Genomic DNA, 23140 nt, shown 5'->3' with positions numbered 1-23140 from the left:
CGGTTGTTTGTGAGAAACCCGTGATGGCTGCGATCGGCCGGTTGATTAGTAGACCCACCACTTTAGAATGGGCACCATGCCCGAAAAGAAGACTTTGACCGTTCAACGTGTGCTCGCACTCGTGATTGCCTACATCACGCTGAGTGTGGGTGGCGGCGTGGCCGCCAGTTTGTTCCTCCTACCGGCGGTTTTCGGCGCGAACAGCGTCGCCAAGGCGGTTATTCCGTCGCTGTCGGTCGAAGGTATTGATTTTGATGTGACCAGCCTGCCGCAGAAGTCGACCATGTACGCTTCCGATGGCACCACGAAAATCACCGAATTCTGGGATCAGAATCGTGAAGTCGTGCCGTTGAAGAAGATTTCCAAATACATGCAGCAGGCCGTGGTAGCGCGTGAAGACAGACGATTCTTCACTCACGGCGGCGTTGATGTGCAGGGTGTGTTCCGCGCGTTCGTCCAAACATATATGAAGGGCGACCATCAGGGCGGTTCCTCCCTTACCCAGCAGTATGTCAAAAACGTGCTGATCCTGCAGGCGCAGCAGGATGACGATCCGATCGCACAATACCATGCGTCGGAAGATACCATCGCACGAAAAATGAGGGAAATGCTGATTTCCGTGCAAATGGAAAAGCAGTATTCCAAGCCTGAAATTTTGCAGGGATATCTCAATATCGCACAGTTTGGCGGCAATAGCCTCTATGGCGTGCAGGCGGCTGCGAAGCGGTATTTCAACACCACCGCAGATCAGCTGAACATCGTGCAGTCCGCCACCATCGCGGCAATCACCAAGAATCCGAACGCTTACGATCCTTCCGTCGAATCGAACCAGCCGGAATCCGAGAAGCAACGCAATATCGTGCTGCAGCTGATGAACGAGCAGGGCTATATTTCGGATGCGGAATATCAAGAGGCGGTCAATACTCCGCTCGCAGATACGCTTGATGTCCAGCCTATTTCCACCGGTTGCATGGCCGCGGACTATGATGCGGGCTATTTCTGCGATTACGTGGTGCATAAGATTTTGAATTCCAAGGAATTCGGCAAGACCAGCGAGGACAGGGAAAGACTGCTGAAAGAGGGTGGTCTGAAGATCGTCACCACGTTGGATATCGATGCCAACACCTTGTTGAACGAAACCGCGCGCAACACCATCCCACCGGAAGATTCCTCCGGCATGGAAATCGTGATGGCGTCCGTCAAACCGGGTACCGGAGAAGTGCTGGGCTTCGGTCTGAATCGAACGTATGATGCCACCGAAGCGGCGCAGAACGACCAGACCAGGGATTCCATGAACTATGCCGTGGATCGAGAAGACGGCGGCGGCATGGGCTTCTCCATCGGCTCGTCGTGGAAGCCTGTCAATCTGGTGGCATGGATGGAAGCGGGACATTCCGTCAACGAGAACCTGCAGACGTCCACGAGGTATTCGACCTCGTTGTTCGCATGCGATCGTTATACCGGCGGCACTGATACGTGGAACGTCACCAACGCAATAACCAATGGAACGGTGAACCCGGAAACGCCGGCATTGGCTTTGGCAAGGTCTCATAACACCACGCAGGCTTCCATGGGATCCATCATCGGCTTGTGCAAGATTGCCGATACCGCAACTGAACTTGGCTATCATGATGCGAATACCGGTGAGACGCTCGACAAGACCTCATCATTCGTGCCTGCCATGATGGTCGGCAACGTCAACGTGTCCCCGCTGACGATGGCAAGCATCTTCGCTGTATATGCGTCCAATGGCGTGCAGTGCGATCCGATCGCGCTGAAGCAGGTGACTGATGTGGACGGCAATGATATTAAGGTGCCTTCCGCGAACTGCCATCAGGCGGTCGATCCGGAAATCATCCAAACGCTTGCTTGGGCCATGAATCAAGGCGTTGTCCGTCCTGACGGCGCAGGCGGTGTGGCACAGCTAGCCAATGGACGTAAGACCTTCGCCAAGACCGGTACCCACGAGGATCAGCTAGTTACGACAGGTGGTTTCATTCCGAACCAGATCGCCACATTCGTGCTCGTCGGTGACGTGCAGAACCCGGTTGGCCACCCGATTGCGAATATCGCTATCAACGGCCAGTACCACAGCTACTGGGATGGTTCCACCATCGCGGCCCCGGCATGGCGTGACTTTATGAATGCTTATGCGGAACGCAAACAGCTGCCGATTGACAACGATTATGGGCAGCCTGCGGCCAAGTATTCCGCAACATCCAGCACGGTCACCAAGATCGGCGGTGGAAAGCAGAATGCCACCCAGCAGCAAAGCACAATCATTCAGCAGCAGAACCAGTCGCTTCAGCAGCAAAGCCAGCAGAACGACCAGCAGGATGATCAGGATCAGCAGCAGACCGAAGATGAGTGACGCTTCCGCAATTCAGCGAATGGAAGTGAACAATCAATGAACGCCCGCCACGCTCGGCGGGCGTTCTGCGTAGAATGCAAATAGTGCCGGTTTTATGGCACGAAATCTCCAGAGAAGCTCAAGGGGAATACAAGAAGAAGGTTCAGCCGATCGGCAAGGAGCCAGTAGGTGCGACCGGAGGGGAGCTACTACGATGAGCGAAGACGAAAAGAAGGCGAAGCGGTCGAAGAAGGCTACAACCAATGGCACGGTTGGCCTGTTCGATCCTATGACTTTGCGTGGCATGACCGTGCGCAACCGCATCTGGCTGCCGCCAATGGATACGTATTCCGCGTTGGCCCAGGATGGCCTGCCCACGCCATTCCACTACCAGCATTATGTGTCACGTGCCATGGGCGGTTTCGGCATGGTTATCGTGGAAGCCACCGCAGTGACGCCGGAGGGTCGTATTTCGCCGTGCGACTTGGGATTGTGGGCCGACGAGCAGATGGACGCATGGCGTTGGATCGTTGCCGATGCGAAGGCCGCCGGCGCGACGATGGCGGTGCAGCTCAACCATGCCGGACGCAAGGCTTCCACCGGCTGCTTCTCCATCGGATACGAGCATGAGAGCGTGCCGGAAGAGCAGGGCGGATGGCAGACCGTGGGGCCAAGCGCCAACGCGTTCGGGCCGTTGGACAAGCCTCGCGAACTCACCGTTGACGAAATCCATGCCATCGTCGACCAGTTCCGCGACGCCGCTTGGCGTGCTTATGATATCGGCTTCGACGCGGTGGAAATTCATGCGGCCCACGGCTATCTGCTGTCGCAATTCCTCGATCCGCTGATCAACGAGCGCGAGGATGAATACGGCGGATCGTTCGACAACCGTATCCGCATACTGGTCGAAGTCGTGGACGCCGTGCGTTCCGTCATCCCCGACACCATGCCGGTGCTGGTGCGCGTTTCCGCGACCGATTGGGCCGCCGGAGGCTGGGATCTCGATCAGACCGTCAACCTTGCCAAAGTCCTGAAGAAGCACGGTGTCGATCTGATGGACGTCTCCACCGGAGGCATGATTCCGGGCGTGACCATTCCCGTCAAACCCGATTATCAGGTTCCATTCGCCGAACAGGTGCGCTCGCGTGCCGAAATTCCAACCACGGCCGTCGGATTGATCACCAAGCCGAAGCAGGCCAAGAAGATTTTGAAATCCGGTGCCGCCGACGCCATCGAAATCGGACGTGCGGCGCTTCGTGATCCGAATTGGCCTCTTCGCGCCGCCCACAAGCTCGGTATTCCGACCGAAGATGCGCCCTACCAGCCGCAGTATGTGCGTGGCGCATACTAAACGCAACCAATAAACCAAGGTAATATCGAACAACAATCGAACAACAATAATGCGCCCTGCACCGCGTTGGCGGTCGCAGGGCGCATTATTATTTGGTGCTCGCTGCCGATTGAAATAATCGGTATCAGGCGTCGATGCCGACAGCCTGGCTCACATGGTCGAATCCGTCGCGCTTGAGCAGTTCGGCAAGGCCGCGCTTCAACACGGTGATCTGCTGCGGTCCGCGATACATCAGCGAGCTGATGAACATGACCAACGACGAGCCGGAACGAATCTTCGCATACGCCTGCTGCGGAGTGAACACGCCGCCGATGCCGGCAATCGCAAAACGGTCGCCATACTCGCGGTACACCTGCTTGATGCGTTCGTTGCTGGCCTCATAGCATGGCGAACCTGACAGTCCGCCCTCCCAATCGCGAGGAATCTCCATGCCGGCGCGGTCCTTCTGCAGATTCGCAATCGACAAGCCCTGCACATTGTGTTCGGCAAGCACGTCAAGCAGATCCTTGAACTCTTCCCAGGACTTATTCAACGGCATCTTCACCAGCGTGGGCTGTGGACGTTCGATCTTGTCGAGTTCGGTGAACAGCTTGTCGAGCGCTTCAGGGCTCTGATTGAACGGTTCGCCGGCCATCGTGTTCGGGCAGGAGATGTTCACTTCGACCATGGCGGTGCGACCGGCCGTGCGGCGCATCGAAATGCAGTAATCCTCGATGCCTTCGTCCAAATCGCCGGTCTTATCATCATTCGTACGCGCGATCGACACGGAAATCTGCATGTCGCGCGCCTTCGTCCAAGCCTGTTCCGCGCGCGGAACAACGATTTCCGAACCCTCATTGGCAAGACCGACATGCACCATCATCGAATCATATTCGGGCAGACGGTGGAACCACGGCTTCGGATTGCCGGGGCACGGACGAGACGTGGTGGATCCGACCGTTTCGAAGCCGAAGCCGGCGTTGTCGAGCAGCACCGGCATCTCGCAGTTCTTGTCGAGGCCGGCGGAAAGGCCGAACGGATTGACGAAGTCGACGCCCATCACGCTGGTTTCCAGCACGGGGTCGGAATAGTTGAGCATTTCACGGCACGCCCACATCAGCGGCGGAATGTTCTTGGTGATCTTGCAGAACTGAATCATCTGGTCGTGCGCCACATCGGGCGTCTGATTGAACACGAAATGCGGCTTGATGATGTGCTTGTAGCCGAAGGTGAAGAGATCTGTGGTGGCTTTGTTCACCGCATCGTGCCAGAAATTCTCAGAAACATACGTCATGGTTCACTATTCTCGCACCGTTTGTCGCAGGAAAGCAACACGTCGATTGATTTCGCTGACGGGATGTCGACGTTCGTTTTTGTTCGATTTGAACGATTACAGGAGTGCCAAGTATATTTTTTCGTGAGGAAAACGCGCGAAACGCTCATCTCAGTTTTTATTTTGAGTGAACATGTGCGATAATGTTCGAATGATATCGTCACAACGTCAGCATTTGATTTTGAGCAGGTTGCGTACCCGCGGTGCGGTGCGTATCACCGCATTGTCCAAGGAATTGGGCGTTTCCGCCATGACCATCCGACGCGATATCGCCGATCTGGCCGACAAGGGTCTGCTGAAGCGTGTGCACGGCGGCGCCGTCACCACCAGCACGCTGCTGAGTGAGCCGCTGTTCTCCGTAAAGTCGCAGATGGACATCGGATTGAAGGACGCCATCGCACAGGAAGCCATCAAATATGTGGCACCCGGCGACGTGATCGCCATCGGCGGCGGCACCACCGCATACGTATTCGCGCAACATCTGTTGGAATCACAGCAGTCGTCGGGGATCACCATCCTCACCAACTCCATTCCGGTGGCGGAACTGGTGCAGGCGCTGGAATCGAAAGACGTGGAAGTCATCGTGACCGGCGGCGTGACCACCCGATCCAACTCGCTCGTAGGCCCGATCGCAGACAAAGTGGTGGCCTCCCTGCGCGTCAACACAGTCTTCCTGGGCACGCATTCCGTGTCCATTCCGCGCGGCTTCCTCATGCCGAACTCGCTTGAGGCCGCAACCGATATGGCAATGATGGACATTGCCGATCGCACCATAATTTTGACCGATCACACCAAGTGGAGCTGCACATCATTGTCGCTTTTCGCACGCTTCGACCAGGTGGACACGGTCATTACCGATGATGGACTAGACCCCGATTCGGTTGGGAAAACAAGGGATTTGGTTAAAGAGCTCGTGCTGGCACACCAGAGCGAGCCTATTCAGGAAGGTGAATAACCATAATGAGTGAATTCGCAAACTACACTCCCGGAGAGTACGCGAAGGAGCACATTCGCATCACGCCGACCACGCTCGCCGATGGCCGCGCTTTCTTCTACCTCGACGATGATCCGGAATACGTTTCCGGCGCGAAGACGCGCGAACTGAACGATCCTCGTCAGCTGGCATACCGTTTCTCCAATCAGCTCAACGCGGCCGGTGAGGAAGTGCCGTACGCTGCTCCGGAAATGCGTCGCGATCCACTGACCGGCGACTGGATTCCTATGGCGACCGCACGCATGAACCGTCCGATCACCGCGGGCCCTGGCGCCACCGCCAAAGGCAACCCGCTGGCCGCACGCAAGCCGGGCGACCCGTACCAAGACGGCGAAGTGCCGGACACCGACTACAACGTGGTCGTGTTCGAAAACCGCTTCCCGTCGATGGTTCGCGTGCCGGGCCGTTCCGAAGCCGTGGAATACGTCAACGGCAACCCGCTGTGGGAGAAGAAGCTTGCTGCAGGCCGCTGCGAAGTGATCTGCTTCGACCCGGATGAAGACGGTCTGCCGGCAGACCTGCCGGTCTCCCGTCTGCGCACCGTCGTGGAAGCGTGGGCGTTCCGTACCGCCGAAATCTCCAAGATGGAAGGCCTCGAACAGATCTTCCCGTTCGAAAACCACGGACAGGAAATCGGCGTCTCCCTGGCGCACCCTCACGGACAGGTCTACTGCTACCCGTTCATCGCGCCGAAGATGGAAGCCGAACTCAAGCAGACCGAAGCCTACCATGAGAAGACCGGCGGCAACCTGCTCAAGGATCTCATGAACTCCGAAATCGAGGCCGGGGAGCGTGTCGTCATGCGCAACCACAGCTGGGTGGCCTACGTGCCAGCCGCAGCCCGCTGGCCCCTCGAGGTGCATGTGGCCCCGGTGCGCGACGTGCTCACCCTCGACGAGCTCAACGACCAGGAACGTTGGGATTTGGCCGTCATGTACTCCACCCTGCTCAAGCGCGGCAACGCGTTCTTCGACAAGGGTGACGGCAAGGGCATGGACCTGCCGTACATCGCAGCATGGCATCAGGCTCCGATCCACGACGCACGCCGTGAAAACTACCGCCTGAACCTGCAGTTCTTCTCGTTCCGCCGCGCAGCCAACAAGATCAAGTATCTGGCCGGATCCGAATCCGGCATGGCCGCATGGGTTTCCGACACCACGCCGGAACTCATCGCCAAGCGCTTCCACGAGCTCGGACCAATCGATATCGAAGGCTGAAAGCCAATAAAACCCAAAGGACAAAACACCAATGACTGCTGTTGAATTCATTGAGCCGCTCTCGCACGACGAGGGTGTGAAGAACGCGACCGATCTGTTCCGTGCCACCTACGGTGAGGAGCCGGCTGGCGTATGGGCCGCACCGGGCCGTGTGAACCTGATCGGCGAACACACCGACTACAACGCGGGCCTGTGCCTGCCGATCGCACTGCCGCACCGCACGTTCATCGCGCTCAAGCCGCGTGAAGACACCAAGGTGCGCGTGGTTTCCGACGTTGACTCCGAAAACGTCACCGAAGCCGACCTCGACGGCCTGCAGGCCGGTGGCGTGGAAGGCTGGGCCGCCTACCCGGTAGGCGTTGCCTGGGCATTGCGCGAAGCCGGCTTCGATGCGGTGCAGGGCTTCGATGCGGCATTCTCCTCCTGCGTGCCGCTCGGATCCGGTCTGAGCTCCTCCGCAGCCATGACCTGCTCCACCGCCTTGGCGTTGGATGACGTGTACGGTTTGGGTTATGGCGCATCCGATGCCGGTCGTGTGACGCTGATCAACGCCGCCATCAAGTCGGAAAACGACATGGCGGGCGCGTCCACCGGTGGGCTCGATCAGAACGCATCCATGCGCTGCACTTTCGGCCATGCGTTGCGTCTTGATTGCCGTCCAGAGCTGAGCCCGCTGGAGAACGTCTCCCAGCAGGAATTCGATCTCGACAAGTACGGTCTGGAACTGCTGGTGCTTGACACTCAGGCTCCGCACCAGCTCAACGACGGACAGTATGCCCAGCGTCGCGCCACTTGCGAGAAGGCCGCCGAAATCCTCGGCGTGGCCAACCTGCGTGTGGTCGCCGACAGCATCGCCAAGTCCGACGATCCGTTCCAGGCGCTCAAGGAAACGCTCGACAAGCTGGAAGACGACACGATGAAGAAGCGCGTGCGCCACGTCATCACCGAAATCGCCCGTGTCAACTCCTTCGTGCGTGCCTTCGCCAACGGCAAGATCGACGAGGCCGGCCGACTGTTCAACGCGTCTCATGATTCGCTCGCTGCGGATTATGAAGTGACTGTGCCCGAGTTGGATATTGCCGTGGACGTGGCCCGTGCCAACGGTGCGTATGGTGCGCGTATGACCGGCGGCGGCTTTGGTGGCTCCATCATCGCCCTGGTGGATAAGGGCCAGGGGCACGAGATCGCACAGAAGATTGCTGACCGCTTCGAAAAGGAAGGTTTCAACGCACCTCGCGCCTTGCCGGCGTTCGCTGCGGCTTCCGCGAGCCGCGAGGCCTGATCGCAGACGCTGATGCAAAAACGCGCGTTGGCGCACGTCCATGAAAAGGACGTGCGCCAACGCGCGTTTTTCATGATTCACTTGTGGGCCAGATGGGTGCACAGCTATCTCACGACGATGGCCAGCAGGCACGATGCCGTAGACCAGATACGGCTAGCTTGATGAGATGCCGAAGCTGCGGCTCCACCATTCTTAACACCATGCAGCAGGTGTTCGGCGCGATTGGCACGTCCATCGCCACCTGCCTGCTGTCGATGGGCTCCGGCGCCACCGATGCGGAAGGCTTCGTTGCGGGATCCCGCTACGGCTATGTGTTCGGCTTGGTGCTGATCGTCATCGTGCTGGTCTTCTCCTTCTTCCTGAAAGAAGACAAGATCAGCGAAAAGTGAATCGCATGACATATTGTAAAAAGCGCTTGCCGAAATCGTATTTCCAAACGATCGGCAGGCGCTTTTCTTTTATGAAATCCGATTTCACGTCGAAAACAGATATTCCAAAAAACGACTTTCCGCAACTTTTGAAACCGGTTTGACGGAAGAAATCGTCTCACAATGTAATGCGATTGCCGAAAAAACGACTTTTTTGACATCTGCCTTTTCTATACTTAAGGCACGTCCGGCATTTTGCCGAGACGGTAACTGGATATTCGCACCTAACGTTTAGGGAGTTCCATGAACAAGGCAATCATCACCGTCGTCGGTCAGGATACTGTCGGCATCATCGCACGCGTCTGCACATACCTTTCCGAGCATCAGGTCAACGTGCTTGACATTTCCCAGACCATCATCGACGGTTTCTTCAACATGATGATGATTGTGGACTATTCCAACACCGACAAGGAATTCGGCGAGGTCGTGGACGATCTCGACAAGCTCGGCGAAGAGATCGGCGTGCGCATCCGCTGCCAGCGTGAAGAGATCTTCACCAAGATGCACCGCGTCTGATCCATCAGGGTTCATCGGTAAGGAGCGAAGGAACACATCATGCTGAATATCATGGAGGTCCACGAGACCAACAAGATGATCGAGCAGGAGAAGCTCGACGTACGCACCATCACCATGGGCATCAGCCTGCTGGACTGCGCGGCCGACAGCGTCGACGAAGTCTGCGACAACATCTACAACAAAATCACCACGTACGCCAAGGATCTCGTATCCACCGGCAAAGCCATCGAACGCGACTACGGCATTCCGATCGTCAACAAGCGCATCACTGTCACCCCAATTTCCTTGGTCGGCGCAAGCTCGTGCAAAACGTCGGATGATTTCGTGAAAATCGCGCATGCGCTTGACAAGGCGGCGAAGAAGGTCGGCGTCGATCTGATCGGCGGCTACTCCGCTCTCGTATCCAAGTCCATGACCCCCGCCGAAGAGCTGCTCATCCGCTCCCTGCCGAAGGCGCTGAGCGAAACCGACATTGTCTGCTCGTCCGTCAACGTGGGATCCACTAAGACCGGCATCGACATGAACTCCGTCGAACTGCTCGGCCACATCATCAAAGACATCGCACATGCCACCGCAGATAACGATTCTTACGGATGCGTGAAATTCGTGGCATTCTGCAATGCCCCCGACGACAACCCGTTCATGGCAGGTGGCTTCCATGGCGTAACCGAAGGCGACGCGGTCATCAACGTCGGCGTTTCCGGCCCGGGTGTGGTCTCCCGTGCATTGGACGAGGCCAAGGGCAAGGACTTCGAATTCCTGTGCGAAACCATCAAGCGCACTGCGTTCAAGATTACGCGCGTCGGCCAGCTGGTGGCACAGGAGGCATCCCGTCGCCTCGGCATTCCATTCGGCATCATCGACCTTTCCCTCGCACCGACCCCGGCCGTAGGCGACTCCGTCGGCGAAGTGCTTGAGAAGATCGGCCTCGAACAGGTTGGTGCACCGGGCACCACCGCGGCGCTCGCCATGCTCAACGATCAGGTGAAGAAGGGCGGCATCATGGCGTCCTCCTACGTCGGCGGACTGTCCGGCGCGTTCATCCCTGTCTCCGAAGACAAGAACATGATCGATGCGGCAACCAATGGTTGCCTGAAGATCGAAAAGCTTGAAGCCATGACCTGCGTGTGCTCCGTCGGACTTGACATGATCGCCATTCCGGGAGACACCACCGCATCCACCATTTCCGGCATCATTGCCGATGAGGCCGCGATCGGCATGGTCAACCAGAAGACCACGGCTGTGCGCGTGATTCCGGTTGAAGGCAAAGGCGTAGGGGAGATGGCCAACTTCGGCGGCCTGATGGGCTATGCGCCGATCATTCCAGTCAACCAGACCAGCTGCGAAGCTTTCGTGACCCGAGGCGGTCGCATCCCCGCCCCAATCCACAGCTTCAAAAACTAGCCCCTCTCTTCCCTACGCATCTTTCGCAGTGGTTGCGTTGGTTGCGGAAGGTCGCGGGGAGCCGGCATATTCTATTCCCGACACGCTCCGGGCCGCTCAGGCCAAGTCTTTACGGTCTGAAACAGAACATGCCGGCTCCCCGCTTATGTTGCGCTTCACATCAGATTAGGTTGACGCTTGCTTTTTGTTTGCAACACGTTGGTTTGTGTGCCATAGCAAGCAGTAGGGCGGGATATTCCGTTCGGGACCGTAGGCTTGGCCGAACGGCCTTGAGTGTGTCACGAATGGAATATCCCGCCCTACTGCGTCCCCAATATCCATAAGGTAATGAATTGAAACGAAAGTTGGCAGGCGGGGGAGGGATCACTGGCCGCCGGCGAAGCCTAGTTGGCGCCAGGCTTCGTAGATGGCGATGGATGCGCAATTGGTGAGGTTCAGGGAACGCAGGCTCGGGCGCATTGGCAATCGCACCTGTTCGGCCACGTGCGGACCGGCCATAATATCCATCGGATCGGGAATATTGCCCGGCTCCGGGCCGAACAGCAGAATGTCAGTCGGCTTGTATTCGATGTCGGTATACAGTTTGGTGGCGTGCGCGGTGAACGCGATGATGCGCGAATTCGGCATGGATTCCACCAGATTCTCAAAATTCGGGTGCAATACCACGTGGGCCATGTCGTGGTAGTCCAGTCCGGCACGGCGCAGTTTCGTATCGCGCAGATTGAATCCGAGCGGCTCCACCAAATGCAGGATCGTGCCGGTCACCGCGCACAGGCGGATTGCCGAACCGGTATTGCCCGGAATGCGGGGGGAGTAGTAGCACAAGTGGGGCGTGGAGGTTTCGGCTTTGGCCGCGTCTTCGGCTGACAGCATCGCGTCGACCACGGAAATCGGATTGCCGTGCGCGTCGGTCACGAGTTCGTCCGGCCCATAATTCGACTTGCGGTAGCCGTATTCGAACATTTTCTCGACTTTGGCTTCCTCTGCGGTTGCGCCTTGCGCGTCATTGGTATGCTCTTCGTTCGTCATGAATGCAAGAATAGGTACGATGAACGACACGAACGAGCCTAATACCGAAATTGAAAATGCTGAAGCTGTGGCGGACGCGCTTGCCGAATGGTGGCATGCTTCGGCGCGTGACCTGCCATGGCGTTTCGGCCGCACTACTACGTGGGGCGTGCTTGTCTCCGAAGTGATGAGCCAGCAGACGCAGATGAGCCGTGTGGTACCGTATTGGAACGATTGGATGGAACGCTGGCCTGATGCGGTCGCGCTTGCCGATGCCGCGAAAGCGGATGTGATCACGGCTTGGGGCAGGCTCGGCTATCCGAGACGCGCCTTGCGATTGCAGGAATGCGCCCGCGTGGTCGCTTCCGATTACGATAACAAGCTGCCGCGTACGTACGATGAGTTGCTGGCATTGCCGGGTATCGGCGATTATACGGCCAGCGCGGTGATGAGTTTCGCGTTTGGTGAGCGCATCGCGGTGGTGGATACGAATATTCGCAGGGTGCTTTCGAGGGTTTTTCTTGGCGAGGAGTCGCTTGGCGGCGCCGCAAGACCTGCGGAACGTGCGTTGGCGAAGCAGATGTTGCCGCAGGATGATGCCTCAAAATGCAGACGGTTCGACCGTCCTTCAGTGGTGTGGAATCAGTCCGTTATGGAATTGGGCGCGACCGTCTGCACGGCAAAGGCTCCGTTGTGCGAGGCGTGCCCTGTTTCGGGACATTGCGTGTTTTTGCATAATGGTCGTCCGGGATTGGGGGAACGTCGCACGCGGCCGCGTCAACGTTTCCAAGGTACGGATCGTCAGGTGCGTGGGCTGGTGCTGAATGCGCTGCGCAATCTGCCGGAAGGTGCGACCGCCCTTAATCGCAAGTCGCTTGAACGACTGTGGGATGACCATATCCAGCTTGATCGGTGCATCGCATCGTTGGATGAGGATGGTCTTATCGAAATCCTGCCGAATGCGGATGTGCGTCTTCCGGTATGAAAGGAAGAATGCCGACGTTCTTTGGATGTGCGCACGCTAGACTGTGAAATCATGGCACAGAAGACGTCCTCGAAATCCGGCAAGAAACGTTCGAAAAAACAGCAGGCGATATTTCGTCGCCGTCGCATCGTCGTCGGCATCGCTGCGATAGTGCTGATTTCTTTTCTGGTGTTTTGCCTGTACTCCCTGTCGAGGGGGATTGTCGCGGTGAATCGTGAGATTCATCATGCGGACGTGTATGCGATTTCCCGTAAGGAAGTGCCGTCCCCGACTAAGGAGAAGAAAAGCGGGGTGCCGGATTGCGATGCGTCCAATGTCGCGCTTTCGTTGACTCCTGCGGCGTCAAGTTTCGGTGTGGGCGATTCGATGGATTTCACTACGGACGTCAAATATGACGGTTCCAGCAAGGTTGGTTGCTTGGTTGATGTGTCGGCTTCCAGCGTGGTGTTGACGATCAAATCGGGCGATGATGTGGTTTGGAAGTCGAATGTGTGCCCCGTTGACACCGACTATCGTCTGTTGGCGAAGGGCGACGAGGTCAGACAGACGATCACCTGGCCGGGAACGCGTACTGGCAGCGAATGCGTGGAGGATCAATCCACCCTGCCGAAGGTGGATCGTGGCGTGTATTCGGCGCAGCTTTCGATTGAAGGGCATCCCAAAGCGAAGTCCGATCCGGTCGGCGTCACTATTGAATAAAAATCTATAGGATATGTTATTCTCATGACTTTGCGTACATGCGTGTCATATAGCGGGCACGCTGACAAGGAAGAAGCGCCCGCGTACTAGGCATATGGTGGCCAATGGGAGCGCTTCCGGGGAAACATATCGAAACGATTTAGCGAGCGATAAGGAACGTCCATTGGCTGAGGCTACGACGAACACCACCACCATCATCGCACGCGCCGACCAGCACGATATTGATCTGCACAAGGCGTCGGACCGTGTGAACTTCGGCTCCATCCGCGAGCCCATTGATGTACCCTACCTGTTGGGTGTACAGACTGACAGCTTCGACTGGCTCATCGGCAACGAGCGCTGGCAGAAGCGTGTCGAGGAGGATCTGGCGAACGGCACCAACACCGTGCCCCACACCTCCGGTCTTGATGAGGTCTTCCAGGAGATCTCCCCGATCGAGAACTTCGCTCAGACCATGAGCCTGACCTTCTCCGATCCGTATTTCGAAGAACCGCGCCACACCGTGCAGGAGTGCAAGGAGAAGGATTACACCTACTCCGCGCCGCTGTATGTGAACGCTGAATTCGAAAACGGCGACACCGGCGAAATCAAGTCCCAGACCGTGTTCATGGGCGATTTCCCGCTGCAGACCCCGCACGGCACCTTCATCATCGGTGGTACCGAGCGAGTGATCGTGTCTCAGCTGGTGCGTTCTCCGGGCGTGTACTTCGACCGCAGCCAGGATCGCACTTCCGACAAGGAAGTCTTCGGCGCGAAGATCATCCCGAGCCGTGGCGCATGGCTTGAGTTCGAGATCGACAAGCGTGACGTGCTTGGCGTGCGCGTGGATCGCAAGCGCAAGCAGTCCGCCATCGTGTTCCTCATGGCCATCGGCATGACCAAGGATGAGATCGCCGATGCGTTCAGGGATTACCCGCTGGTTATGGACGCGCTTGCCAAGGAGACCGTGCAGACCCAGGACGAGGCTCTGACCGATCTGTACCGCAAGATCCGCCCGGCCGACACCCCGACGCCGGAAGCTGGCCGCAACCTGCTGGATTCCTTCTACTTCAACACCAAGCGTTACGATCTGGCCCGCGTTGGCCGTTACAAGATCAACCGCAAGCTTGGTCTGGAAAAGGATGTCAACGATCGCAGCCTGTCTCGCGAAGACATCATCTCCACCATCAAGTACCTGGTCACCCTGCATGCCGGCGACACCAAGTTCCCGGGCAAGCGTGACGGCCAGGATGTGGATCTGCGCGTGGACGTCGACGATATCGATCATTTCGGCAACCGTCGTATCCGCCAGGTCGGCGAACTGATCCAGAACCAGCTGCGTACCGGTCTGAGCCGTATGGAGCGTGTGGTCCGCGAACGTATGACCACCCAGGATCCGGAGGCCATCACCCCGCAGTCCCTGATCAACATTCGTCCGGTGAACGCCACCATCAAGGAGTTCTTCGGAACTTCCCAGCTGTCGCAGTTCATGGATCAGAACAACCCGTTGGCAGGCGTCACCAACAAGCGTCGTCTGTCCGCTCTGGGCCCTGGCGGTCTGTCTCGTGACCGCGCATCCATGGAAGTGCGAGACGTGCACCCGTCCCACTTCGGCCGTATGTGCCCGATCGAATCTCCTGAAGGTCCGAACATCGGTCTTATCGGTTCTCTGGCAACCTTCGGCCGCATCAATCCGTTCGGCTTCATCGAGACCCCGTACCGTAAGGTCATCAACGGCCATGTGACCGACGAGGTCGAATACATGACCGCAGACCGCGATGCCGAGCACGTGATCGCACAGGCCAACCAGGAACTCGACGAGAACGGCAACTTCGTCAAGAAGCAGGCTCTTGCCCGAGTCGGCGAAGAAGAAGCAGTCGATGTGCCCGTCAGCTCCGTTGACTACATGGACGTTTCCCCGCGTCAGATGGTTTCCGTCGGCGCCTCCCTGATTCCGTTCCTGGAGCACGATGAGGGCCACCGAGCGCTGATGGGTACCAACATGCAGCGTCAGGCAGTGCCGCTGATCGAATCCGAGCGCCCGCTGGTGGGCACCGGTGCCGAATGGCGTGCGGCCGTCGATTCCGGCGATGTCATTCTGGCTGAGAAGCCGGGTGTGGTGACGTATGTTTCCGCCGACATCATCCGTGTGATGAACGACGACGGCACCACCAGCTCCTACAAGCTGGCCAAGTTCCTGCGTTCCAACCAGACCACCTGCTACAACCAGGTTCCGCTGATCCACGACGGCGAACGTGTGGAAGCCGGTACCGTGCTTGCCGATGGTCCGGCCACCCAGAAGGGCGAAATGGCACTGGGCAAGAACCTGCTCATCGCCTTCATGCCGTGGAACGGCTACAACTACGAGGATGCTGTGATCATCTCCCAGCGTCTCGTGCAGGACGACACCCTGAGCTCCATCCACATCGAGGAATATGAGATCGACGCCCGCGAAACCAAGCTGGGTGCCGAAGAGATCACCCGCGATCTGCCGAACGTCGGCGAGGACGCGGTGGCCAACCTCGACGAGCGTGGCATCATTCGCATCGGTGCCGAGGTCGAAGCCGGCGACATTCTGGTGGGCAAGGTCACCCCGAAGGGCGAGACCGAGCTGACTCCGGAAGAGCGTCTGCTCCGCGCCATCTTCGGCGAGAAGAGCCGCGAGGTGCGTGACACCTCGCTGCGCGTGCCTCACGGCGAAACCGGTACGGTGATCGCCGTCAAGGAGATCACTCGCGAGGATGCCGAGGAAGACGGCGACGAGCTGCCGAACGGCGTGAACCAGATGATCCGCGTCTACATCGCGCAGCATCGTAAGATCACCCAGGGCGACAAGCTGTCTGGCCGCCACGGCAACAAGGGTGTTATCTCCCGCATTCTGCCGGAAGAGGATATGCCGTTCCTTGCCGACGGTACTCCGGTCGACATCATGCTGAACCCGCTGGGCGTGCCTTCTCGAATGAACCTTGGCCAGGTGCTGGAACTGCACTTGGGCTGGATCGCGCACGCCGGCTGGGACATCTCCCTTGATCCGGATACCGAAGCCGCTTGGAAGAAGTACATTCCGCAGGGCGCCGAAAAGGGCGAGCCGGGCACTCCGGTGGCAACTCCGGTGTTCGACGGCGTTCGTCCGGAAACCATCAAGGGCCTGCTGTCCTGCACCCTTCCGGATCGCGACGGCAACAAGCTGGTCGGCGACGACGGCAAGGCTGTGCTGTTCGACGGCCGTACCGGCGAACCGTATCCGAAGCCGATCTCCGTTGGCTACATGTACATGCTGAAGCTGCACCACCTGGTCGACGACAAGATCCACGCGCGTTCCACTGGCCCGTACTCCATGATCACCCAGCAGCCGTTGGGCGGTAAGGCTCAGTTCGGTGGCCAGCGTTTCGGCGAGATGGAAGTGTGGGCCCTCGAGGCCTATGGCGCCGCCTACACGCTGCATGAAATGATGACCACCAAGTCCGATGACGTCGACGGCCGCGTGCGTGTCTACGGTGCCATCGTGAAGGGCGACAACCTGCCGCCGGCAGGCATTCCGGAATCCTTCAAGGTGCTGCTTAAGGAAATGCAGTCCCTGTCGCTGAACGTCGAAGTGCTCAACGCCGAAGGCGTGGCCATCGACATGAAGGACGAGGACGACGATCCGTCTACTTCCTCCGACGATTTGGGCTTCAACATTGGCGCACGTCCTGACGCGGCCGCCAAGGAAGACCAGGTTGTGGAAGAACCTGAATTCCAGTGATCCCAAGGCTGGTCGCGTTGCCTGACAGCGCGGCGCGACCAGCCTGATGAAACGTGATTAAGCATTAAGAATCGATAGACAGGACAATAGAGTGCTGGACGTCAACGCATTTGACAAACTGAGGATTGGCCTGGCCACCGCCGACGACATCCGTAACTGGAGCCACGGTGAGGTCAAGAAGCCTGAAACCATCAACTACCGTACCCTGAAACCGGAGAAAGACGGCCTGTTCGGCGAGCAGATCTTCGGACCTACCCGCGACTGGGAATGCGCCTGCGGCAAGTACAAGCGCGTGCGCTTCAAGGGCATCGTCTGCGAACGCTGCGGTGTGGAAGTCACCAAGAGCCGTGTTCGTCGTGAGCGCATGGGCCATATCGAGCTTGCCGCTCCGGTGACCCACATCTGGTTCTTCAAGGGTGTTCCGTCCCGTTTGGGCTACCTGCTGGACATCGCTCCGAAGGATCTGGAAAAGGTCATCTACTTCGCCGCCTACATGGTCACCAGCGTCGATGAGGAACAGCGTCATGAGGATCTTCCGGGTCTGCAGGACGAGTTCGACAACGATATCGCCAACTTGGAGAAGCGCCGCAACGCGGAAATCGAAGAGCGTGCCAAGAAGGTCGAAGCCGATCTGGCTGAACTTGAGGCCGAAGGCGAAGCCAAGGGCTCCGCACGCGCCAAGCTGCGCAACAGCGCCGAGCGTGAAATGGCCGCCATCCGCGTTCGTTTCGACGAGCAGATCCAGCGTCTGAGCGCCGTGTTCGACCGCTTCAAGAACCTGAAGCCGGGCGACATGGAAGGCGACGTCGACCTGTGGCGTGAGATGGAAGACCGCTACGGCGATTACTTCGAAGGCTGCATGGGCGCCGAAGCCATTAAGAAGCGCCTGCAGGACTTCGATCTTGAAGCCGCTTCCAAGCAGCTGCGCGAAGAGATCGACACCGGTACCGGCCAACGCAAGGCCCGCGCCCTGAAGCGTCTGAAGGTCGTCAACGCCTTCCTGACCACCGGCAACAAGCCGGAGGCCATGGTGCTCGACGTGATTCCGGTCATTCCGCCGGATCTGCGCCCGATGGTGCAGCTCGACGGTGGCCGTTTCGCCACTTCCGATCTCAACGACCTCTACCGTCGTGTGATCAACCGTAACAACCGTCTGAAGCGACTGATCGAGCTCGGCGCTCCTGAAATCATGCTCAACAACGAGAAGCGCATGCTGCAGGAAGCCGTCGATTCCCTGTTCGACAACGGTCGTCGTGGCCGCCCGGTCACCGGCGCCTCCAACCGTCCGCTGAAGTCCCTGAGCGACATGCTCAAGGGTAAGCAGGGTCGTTTCCGTCAGAACCTGCTCGGTAAGCGTGTGGATTATTCCGGCCGTTCCGTGATCGTGGTCGGTCCGTCCCTGCGCATGCACCAGTGCGGTCTGCCGAAGCCGATGGCCCTCGAGCTGTTCAAGCCGTTCGTCATCAAGCGCCTTGTCGACCTCAACTATGCCCAGAACATGAAGAGCGCCAAGCGTCTCGTGGACCGCGGCGACTCCGAAGTGTGGGGCGTGCTCGAAGAGGTCATCGCCGAGCATCCGGTGCTCCTGAACCGTGCACCTACGTTGCACCGTCTGGGTATTCAGGCATTCGAGCCGATTCTGGTGGAAGGCAAGGCCATCCACCTGCCGCCGCTTGCCTGTGCCGCATTCAACGCCGACTTCGATGGCGATCAGATGGCAGTCCACCTGCCGCTGTCCGCTGAAGCCCAGGCTGAAGCACGCTCCCTGATGATGGCTTCCGACAATATTCTGAAGCCGGCTGACGGCCACACCGTGACCATGCCGAGCCAAGATATGATCCTCGGTCTGTACTACCTGACCACCGTCATCGACGGTGCCAAGGGCCAGGGCCGCGTGTTCTCCTCGCTGGAAGAGGCCGAAATGGCCCTCGACAAGCATGAGATCGACATGCAGGCCAAGGTGCTTATCCGCCTTCCGGAAGACTTTGTGCTGCCGAAGGGCTGGGAGCCGAGCGAAATCGAAGTCGTCGATCCGGAACCGGGCAGCCCGGCCGTGGTGAAGGAAGAGCGCTTCCATGATGGTTCCGTGCTTTTCGCAACCTCCTATGGCCGTATTCTGTTCAACAGCACGCTGCCGGTGGATTACCCGTTCGTGAACGATCAGGCTCCGAAGAAGCGTCTGAGCAAGATCGTCGACGACATCGCAACCCGTTACTCCACCGCACAGGTGGCGGCAACGCTGGACGCGCTGAAGGATATGGGCTTCACCCGCGCACCGTGGTCCGGTGTGTCCTTCGCGTTCTCCGACGTTATCCAGCCGTCCGAGCGCGACGAGTACATCGAGAAGTACGAAGCCGAAGCCGACAAGGTCAACGAGAACTACGAAATCGGTATGCTCACCGAAGAGGAGCGCCGTCAGGAACTCATCGACCTGTGGACCAAGTGCACCAGCGAGGTTTCTGAGGCGGTCGAGGAACACTTCGACTCCAAGAACAACCTGGCTATCATCGTGCAGTCCGGTGCACGAGGAAACATGATGCAGATCAACCAGATCGCAGGCATGCGAGGCCTCGTGGCTAACCCGAAGGGCGAGATCATTCCTCGACCGGTGAAGTCCAACTACCGTGACGGCCTGTCCGTGCTGGAATACTTCATCTCCCAGCACGGTGCACGTAAGGGTCTGGCCGATACCGCACTGCGTACCGCAGAGTCTGGCTACCTGACCCGTCGTCTGGTGGACGTTTCCCAGGACGTAATCGTGCGCGAAGAGGATTGCGGCACCAAGCGTGGCCTGACGATGAAGGTCGGCGAGCGTGATGCTGAAGGCAACCTGCATCTGGTCAAGGCCGCCGATGGCGGTCCGTACTCCCGTCTGCTCGCAACCGACGTGATCGATCCCGCCGACGGCGAGACCGTGCTGTACAAGGCCGGTGACGCGCTGTCCATGGACGTGCTCAACGATCTTGTTGCCCACGACGTGGAAGAGGTCAAGGCCCGTTCCGTGCTTACCTGCGAATCCAAGCGCGGCGTGTGCGCCAAGTGCTATGGCTGGTCGCTGGCCACCAACAAGCTGGTGGATGTCGGCGAGGCCGTTGGCATCGTGGCCGCACAGTCCATCGGCGAGCCTGGTACCCAGCTGACGTTGCGTTCCTTCCACTCCGGTGGCGTTGCTTCCGCATCCGATATCACCCAGGGTCTCCCTCGTGTTACCGAGCTTTTCGAAGCCCGTACTCCGAAGGGTGAGGCCCCGATCGCAGAGTTCGCTGGCGTGGTCAAGGTGGAAGACACCGAGCGCGGCCGTCAGGTCATCCTGAAGCCGGACGACGATTCCGTCGAGCCGATCGCCTACCCGGTGACCCGTCGCGCCCCGATGATGGTCAAGGACGGCGATCATGTCGAAGCCGGCACCCAGCTGATCGAAGGCTCCGTCGATCCTAAGAAGATCCTGCGCATCCTCGGCCCGCGTGCTGCCCAGGTGAACATTGTGGAGGAAGTGCACACCGTGTACCGCTCCCAGGGCGTGGATATCCACGATAAGCACATCGAGGTCATCGTGCACCAGATGCTGCGTCGTATCACGGTGATCGATTCCGGCGATACCGACCTTCTTCCGGGTGAACTGGTGGATCAGGCCCGCTTCAAGGCCGCCAATATGAAGGCCGTGAAGGAAGGTGGCAAGCCTGCTGCCGGTCGTCCGGAGCTGATGGGCATCACCAAGGCCTCGCTGGCAACCGATTCCTGGCTGTCCGCGGCTTCCTTCCAGGAGACCACCCGCGTGCTTACCGAAGCCGCTCTGAGCCAGAAGGTCGATGACCTCAAGGGCCTCAAGGAGAACGTCATCATCGGTAAGCTCATCCCGGCAGGTACCGGCCTTGCCCGTTACCGTAACGCCGTGGTCGAGCCTGACAAGGCCATTCGCGACACCATCTACCCGAACTTCGGTTTGGGTGGCGACGAGTCCGATGCCGCCTTCGGCGACGCCGATCTGTCCGAAGTCGACTTCTCGAACATCGACTTCGGAGATCTGAAGCTCGGCGACGACTTCAATCCGGATGACTTCCTGGACGACAATGGCGGTCAGATGGATTTGGGCGACACCCTGTGATCCGAAAAGCGATGATGGAATGGCATAACGTCTGAAATCATCTCAATACATGAATGGGGATTGGCTGGAAACAGCTGATCCCCATTTTTTAATGCGGAACTATTTTTAATGCGGAACTGCAGTTGCTGCGATCCCTACGACAACAGTCAGCCTATTGCGGAACCGTACGTATTGCAGAGCGGATATCTTCATCGCAAAATCGCATGGCAAATTACAATGAAGGTATGAGCTTTCTTCCATATCCGCCTCCACCTGAACCAGGTTGGTATGACGATGATGCCACAGTAATGTCTTCTCTCGTTGAGCCCGCCATGGCGGAGGCTGCGCAGTCGCAGCCAACATCGCAGCCAACATACGAATCACCGGAATCCCAAGCATTCCAAGCATTGGAAAATGTGCAGGAATCCGCGGAATCGTATGCGGCGAACATACAGCCGGTGGAACAGGCTGCCGCAGCGCTGGAACCGTCCGACGTCGAACCGGTCAATGACGATGATGACATCGACTGGGATGGCACGGTGCTGTCTTCGGCGTTCACCATGAAGCAGCCGAAGCTGGAGTATGTGCTTTACAACGAGCAGACCGGCCAGGAAGTGATCGTCGATATGGGTGTGCTGCTGGGGCGCAAGCCTTCCGCTGAAGTGCCGGAAGGTGCGAAATTCGTGAAGTTGGAGGATCCGACGCGCACCATCTCACGCAATCATGCGGCGATCAGCTTCGATCAGGATGGCGTATTGTGGATCGAGGATTACGGTTCGCTCAACGGCACGTACATCATTCAAGGCAATGAGGAGATCAAGGTCGAACGCAAGCCGATGAAGCTTGACGCGCCTTGCACGGTGCGTATCGGAGACCAGTTCTTCACTTTCGAACAGCGCTGATTTCCTTCGCGCCGCGATACATGTTGCGTCGTCAATCCATAAATGAGGATGACGGCGCAACGAACATATTATGGTACGAAAGCTTACCAATGCAAGCGGCTTTTATTAGGCCTTATTAGGCCTTGTTTGGCGGCTTTCGTCGGGCTTTTGCCAAGTTCTACCAAGGGTTACCGTCGCAGACGGATGGCTGCGTTGATGGCGGAATCATTGAGACTGGCAAGCCAGTTGAGCAGATCCGGGTAGATATGCGGATTGCGCGCAAGGAAGGGGTGCAGCTCCGGAGCTTTGCTTGCGATTTCAGCCATCAGCATCTGATCTTCCGTGGTCATGGCCAATTCCGCGGTGAAACCAGCATTCGACGCGACTGGCTCTTGCGGCTGAATCGGCGAAAAATCAGCCACTTCAGACAGGTCTGCGGGGTTGGTATATGGGTCGACGTATTCCGTCGAAGCATCGTTCGCCATATTCGATGCAGGTGTTGCCGCAAACGGTTCAGGCTGGCATTGCTGGGTTGCCGGCGGCTGGTGCTGCGCCTGATATTGCACTTCCGATGATTGCTGCGGCTGCTGGTATTGCACCTGCTCGCTTGGCATCTGGTATTGCGCCTGCTCGCTTGGCATCTGGTATTGCGCCTGTTCAGAAGCCGTCTCGGCCTCCTGCTGCATGATTCCGTCCTGCGGAACCGGCCACCCCATCGCGACCAGCTGCTGTCGTGCGCGCTCATCGCCGAATTGGGCGACCCAACGCTTCAGGCCTGGGTACGCACGCGGATTGGCAACCACATTCGCGCCGAATTCCGGATTTTCGTAAGCGATTTTCGCCAGAAACACGGGATCTGCGTTCGGATCCTGCACGGCCGCCACCGCGGCATCGAAATCGACCAT

General features: G+C 58.3%; 15 protein-coding genes and 1 pseudogene. 13 read left to right on the top strand and 3 right to left on the bottom strand.

Annotation, left to right across the window (positions count from 1 at the left end; genetic code table 11):
- The first annotated feature begins 67 nt into the window (after window positions 1-67).
- The gene (locus BBPC_RS07365; protein WP_004221298.1) at window positions 68-2371 is read left to right on the top strand and encodes a transglycosylase domain-containing protein; all 2304 of its coding nucleotides are present in this window, start codon (window positions 68-70) and stop codon (window positions 2369-2371) included.
- 193 nt (window positions 2372-2564) lie between these two features.
- Complete coding sequence (locus tag BBPC_RS07360; protein WP_004221301.1) at window positions 2565-3701, top strand: NADH:flavin oxidoreductase/NADH oxidase; 1137 nt, start codon at window positions 2565-2567, stop codon at window positions 3699-3701.
- 124 nt (window positions 3702-3825) lie between these two features.
- Here the strand turns inward: BBPC_RS07360 and BBPC_RS07355 are convergent, their stop codons facing one another.
- Window positions 3826-4974 carry a quinone-dependent dihydroorotate dehydrogenase gene (locus BBPC_RS07355; protein WP_004221302.1) on the bottom strand — a complete coding sequence of 383 codons (1149 nt, stop codon included), beginning with the start codon at window positions 4972-4974 and terminating at the stop codon, window positions 3826-3828.
- 190 nt (window positions 4975-5164) lie between these two features.
- Here BBPC_RS07355 and BBPC_RS07350 point away from each other — a divergent pair, with 190 nt between their 5' ends.
- From BBPC_RS07350 to BBPC_RS07325, 6 genes and pseudogenes are all read left to right on the top strand, one after another.
- Window positions 5165-5968, top strand: a complete 804-nt coding sequence (locus tag BBPC_RS07350) for a DeoR/GlpR family DNA-binding transcription regulator (protein WP_033524326.1) — start codon at window positions 5165-5167, stop codon at window positions 5966-5968.
- Window positions 5969-5973: 5 nt separating this feature from the next.
- Window positions 5974-7224, top strand: coding sequence for a galactose-1-phosphate uridylyltransferase (galT, locus tag BBPC_RS07345; protein WP_004221307.1), 1251 nt, complete (start codon window positions 5974-5976; stop codon window positions 7222-7224).
- 31 nt (window positions 7225-7255) lie between these two features.
- Window positions 7256-8506: a galactokinase gene (gene galK, locus BBPC_RS07340; protein ID WP_004221309.1), complete on the top strand. Its 1251-nt coding sequence runs from the start codon at window positions 7256-7258 to the stop codon at window positions 8504-8506.
- Window positions 8507-8685: 179 nt separating this feature from the next.
- A pseudogene (locus tag BBPC_RS07335) lies at window positions 8686-8895 on the top strand (DHA2 family efflux MFS transporter permease subunit); the annotation flags it as partial.
- Window positions 8896-9177: 282 nt separating this feature from the next.
- Window positions 9178-9450, top strand: coding sequence for an ACT domain-containing protein (locus BBPC_RS07330; RefSeq protein ID WP_004221322.1), 273 nt, complete (start codon window positions 9178-9180; stop codon window positions 9448-9450).
- Between the two features lie 39 nt (window positions 9451-9489).
- Window positions 9490-10854, top strand: coding sequence for a PFL family protein (locus tag BBPC_RS07325; RefSeq protein ID WP_004221323.1), 1365 nt, complete (start codon window positions 9490-9492; stop codon window positions 10852-10854).
- Window positions 10855-11217: 363 nt separating this feature from the next.
- On the opposite strand, the gene BBPC_RS07320 is transcribed toward BBPC_RS07325, so the two are convergent.
- The gene (locus tag BBPC_RS07320; RefSeq protein ID WP_004221334.1) at window positions 11218-11883 is read right to left on the bottom strand and encodes a tRNA (cytidine(34)-2'-O)-methyltransferase; all 666 of its coding nucleotides are present in this window, start codon (window positions 11881-11883) and stop codon (window positions 11218-11220) included.
- Between the two features lie 19 nt (window positions 11884-11902).
- Between BBPC_RS07320 and BBPC_RS07315 the strand changes: the two genes are divergently transcribed.
- From BBPC_RS07315 to BBPC_RS07295, 5 genes are all read left to right on the top strand, one after another.
- On the top strand, window positions 11903-12847 hold the full coding sequence (locus BBPC_RS07315; RefSeq protein WP_226557296.1) for an HhH-GPD family protein: 945 nt from the start codon (window positions 11903-11905) through the stop codon (window positions 12845-12847).
- Window positions 12848-12898: 51 nt separating this feature from the next.
- On the top strand, window positions 12899-13546 hold the full coding sequence (locus BBPC_RS07310) for a hypothetical protein (RefSeq protein ID WP_004221335.1): 648 nt from the start codon (window positions 12899-12901) through the stop codon (window positions 13544-13546).
- A gap of 163 nt (window positions 13547-13709) precedes the next feature.
- A complete protein-coding gene (rpoB, locus tag BBPC_RS07305; protein WP_033524361.1) occupies window positions 13710-17270 on the top strand; it encodes a DNA-directed RNA polymerase subunit beta in 3561 nt (1186 codons plus the stop codon).
- Between the two features lie 91 nt (window positions 17271-17361).
- Entirely contained in the window at window positions 17362-21375 is a 4014-nt protein-coding gene (locus BBPC_RS07300) for a DNA-directed RNA polymerase subunit beta' (RefSeq protein ID WP_004221340.1), read from the top strand.
- 224 nt (window positions 21376-21599) lie between these two features.
- Entirely contained in the window at window positions 21600-22256 is a 657-nt protein-coding gene (locus tag BBPC_RS07295) for an FHA domain-containing protein (protein WP_033524356.1), read from the top strand.
- Window positions 22257-22423: 167 nt separating this feature from the next.
- On the opposite strand, the gene BBPC_RS07290 is transcribed toward BBPC_RS07295, so the two are convergent.
- Window positions 22424-23140: a variant leucine-rich repeat-containing protein gene (locus BBPC_RS07290; RefSeq protein ID WP_407921911.1), complete on the bottom strand. Its 717-nt coding sequence runs from the start codon at window positions 23138-23140 to the stop codon at window positions 22424-22426.

The sequence above is a fragment of the Bifidobacterium pseudocatenulatum DSM 20438 = JCM 1200 = LMG 10505 genome (assembly GCF_001025215.1).
GTDB lineage: Bacteria > Actinomycetota > Actinomycetes > Actinomycetales > Bifidobacteriaceae > Bifidobacterium > Bifidobacterium pseudocatenulatum.
Note: the sequence above shows the minus strand (reverse complement) of the source record. Positions and strands in the feature narration are given on the sequence as shown.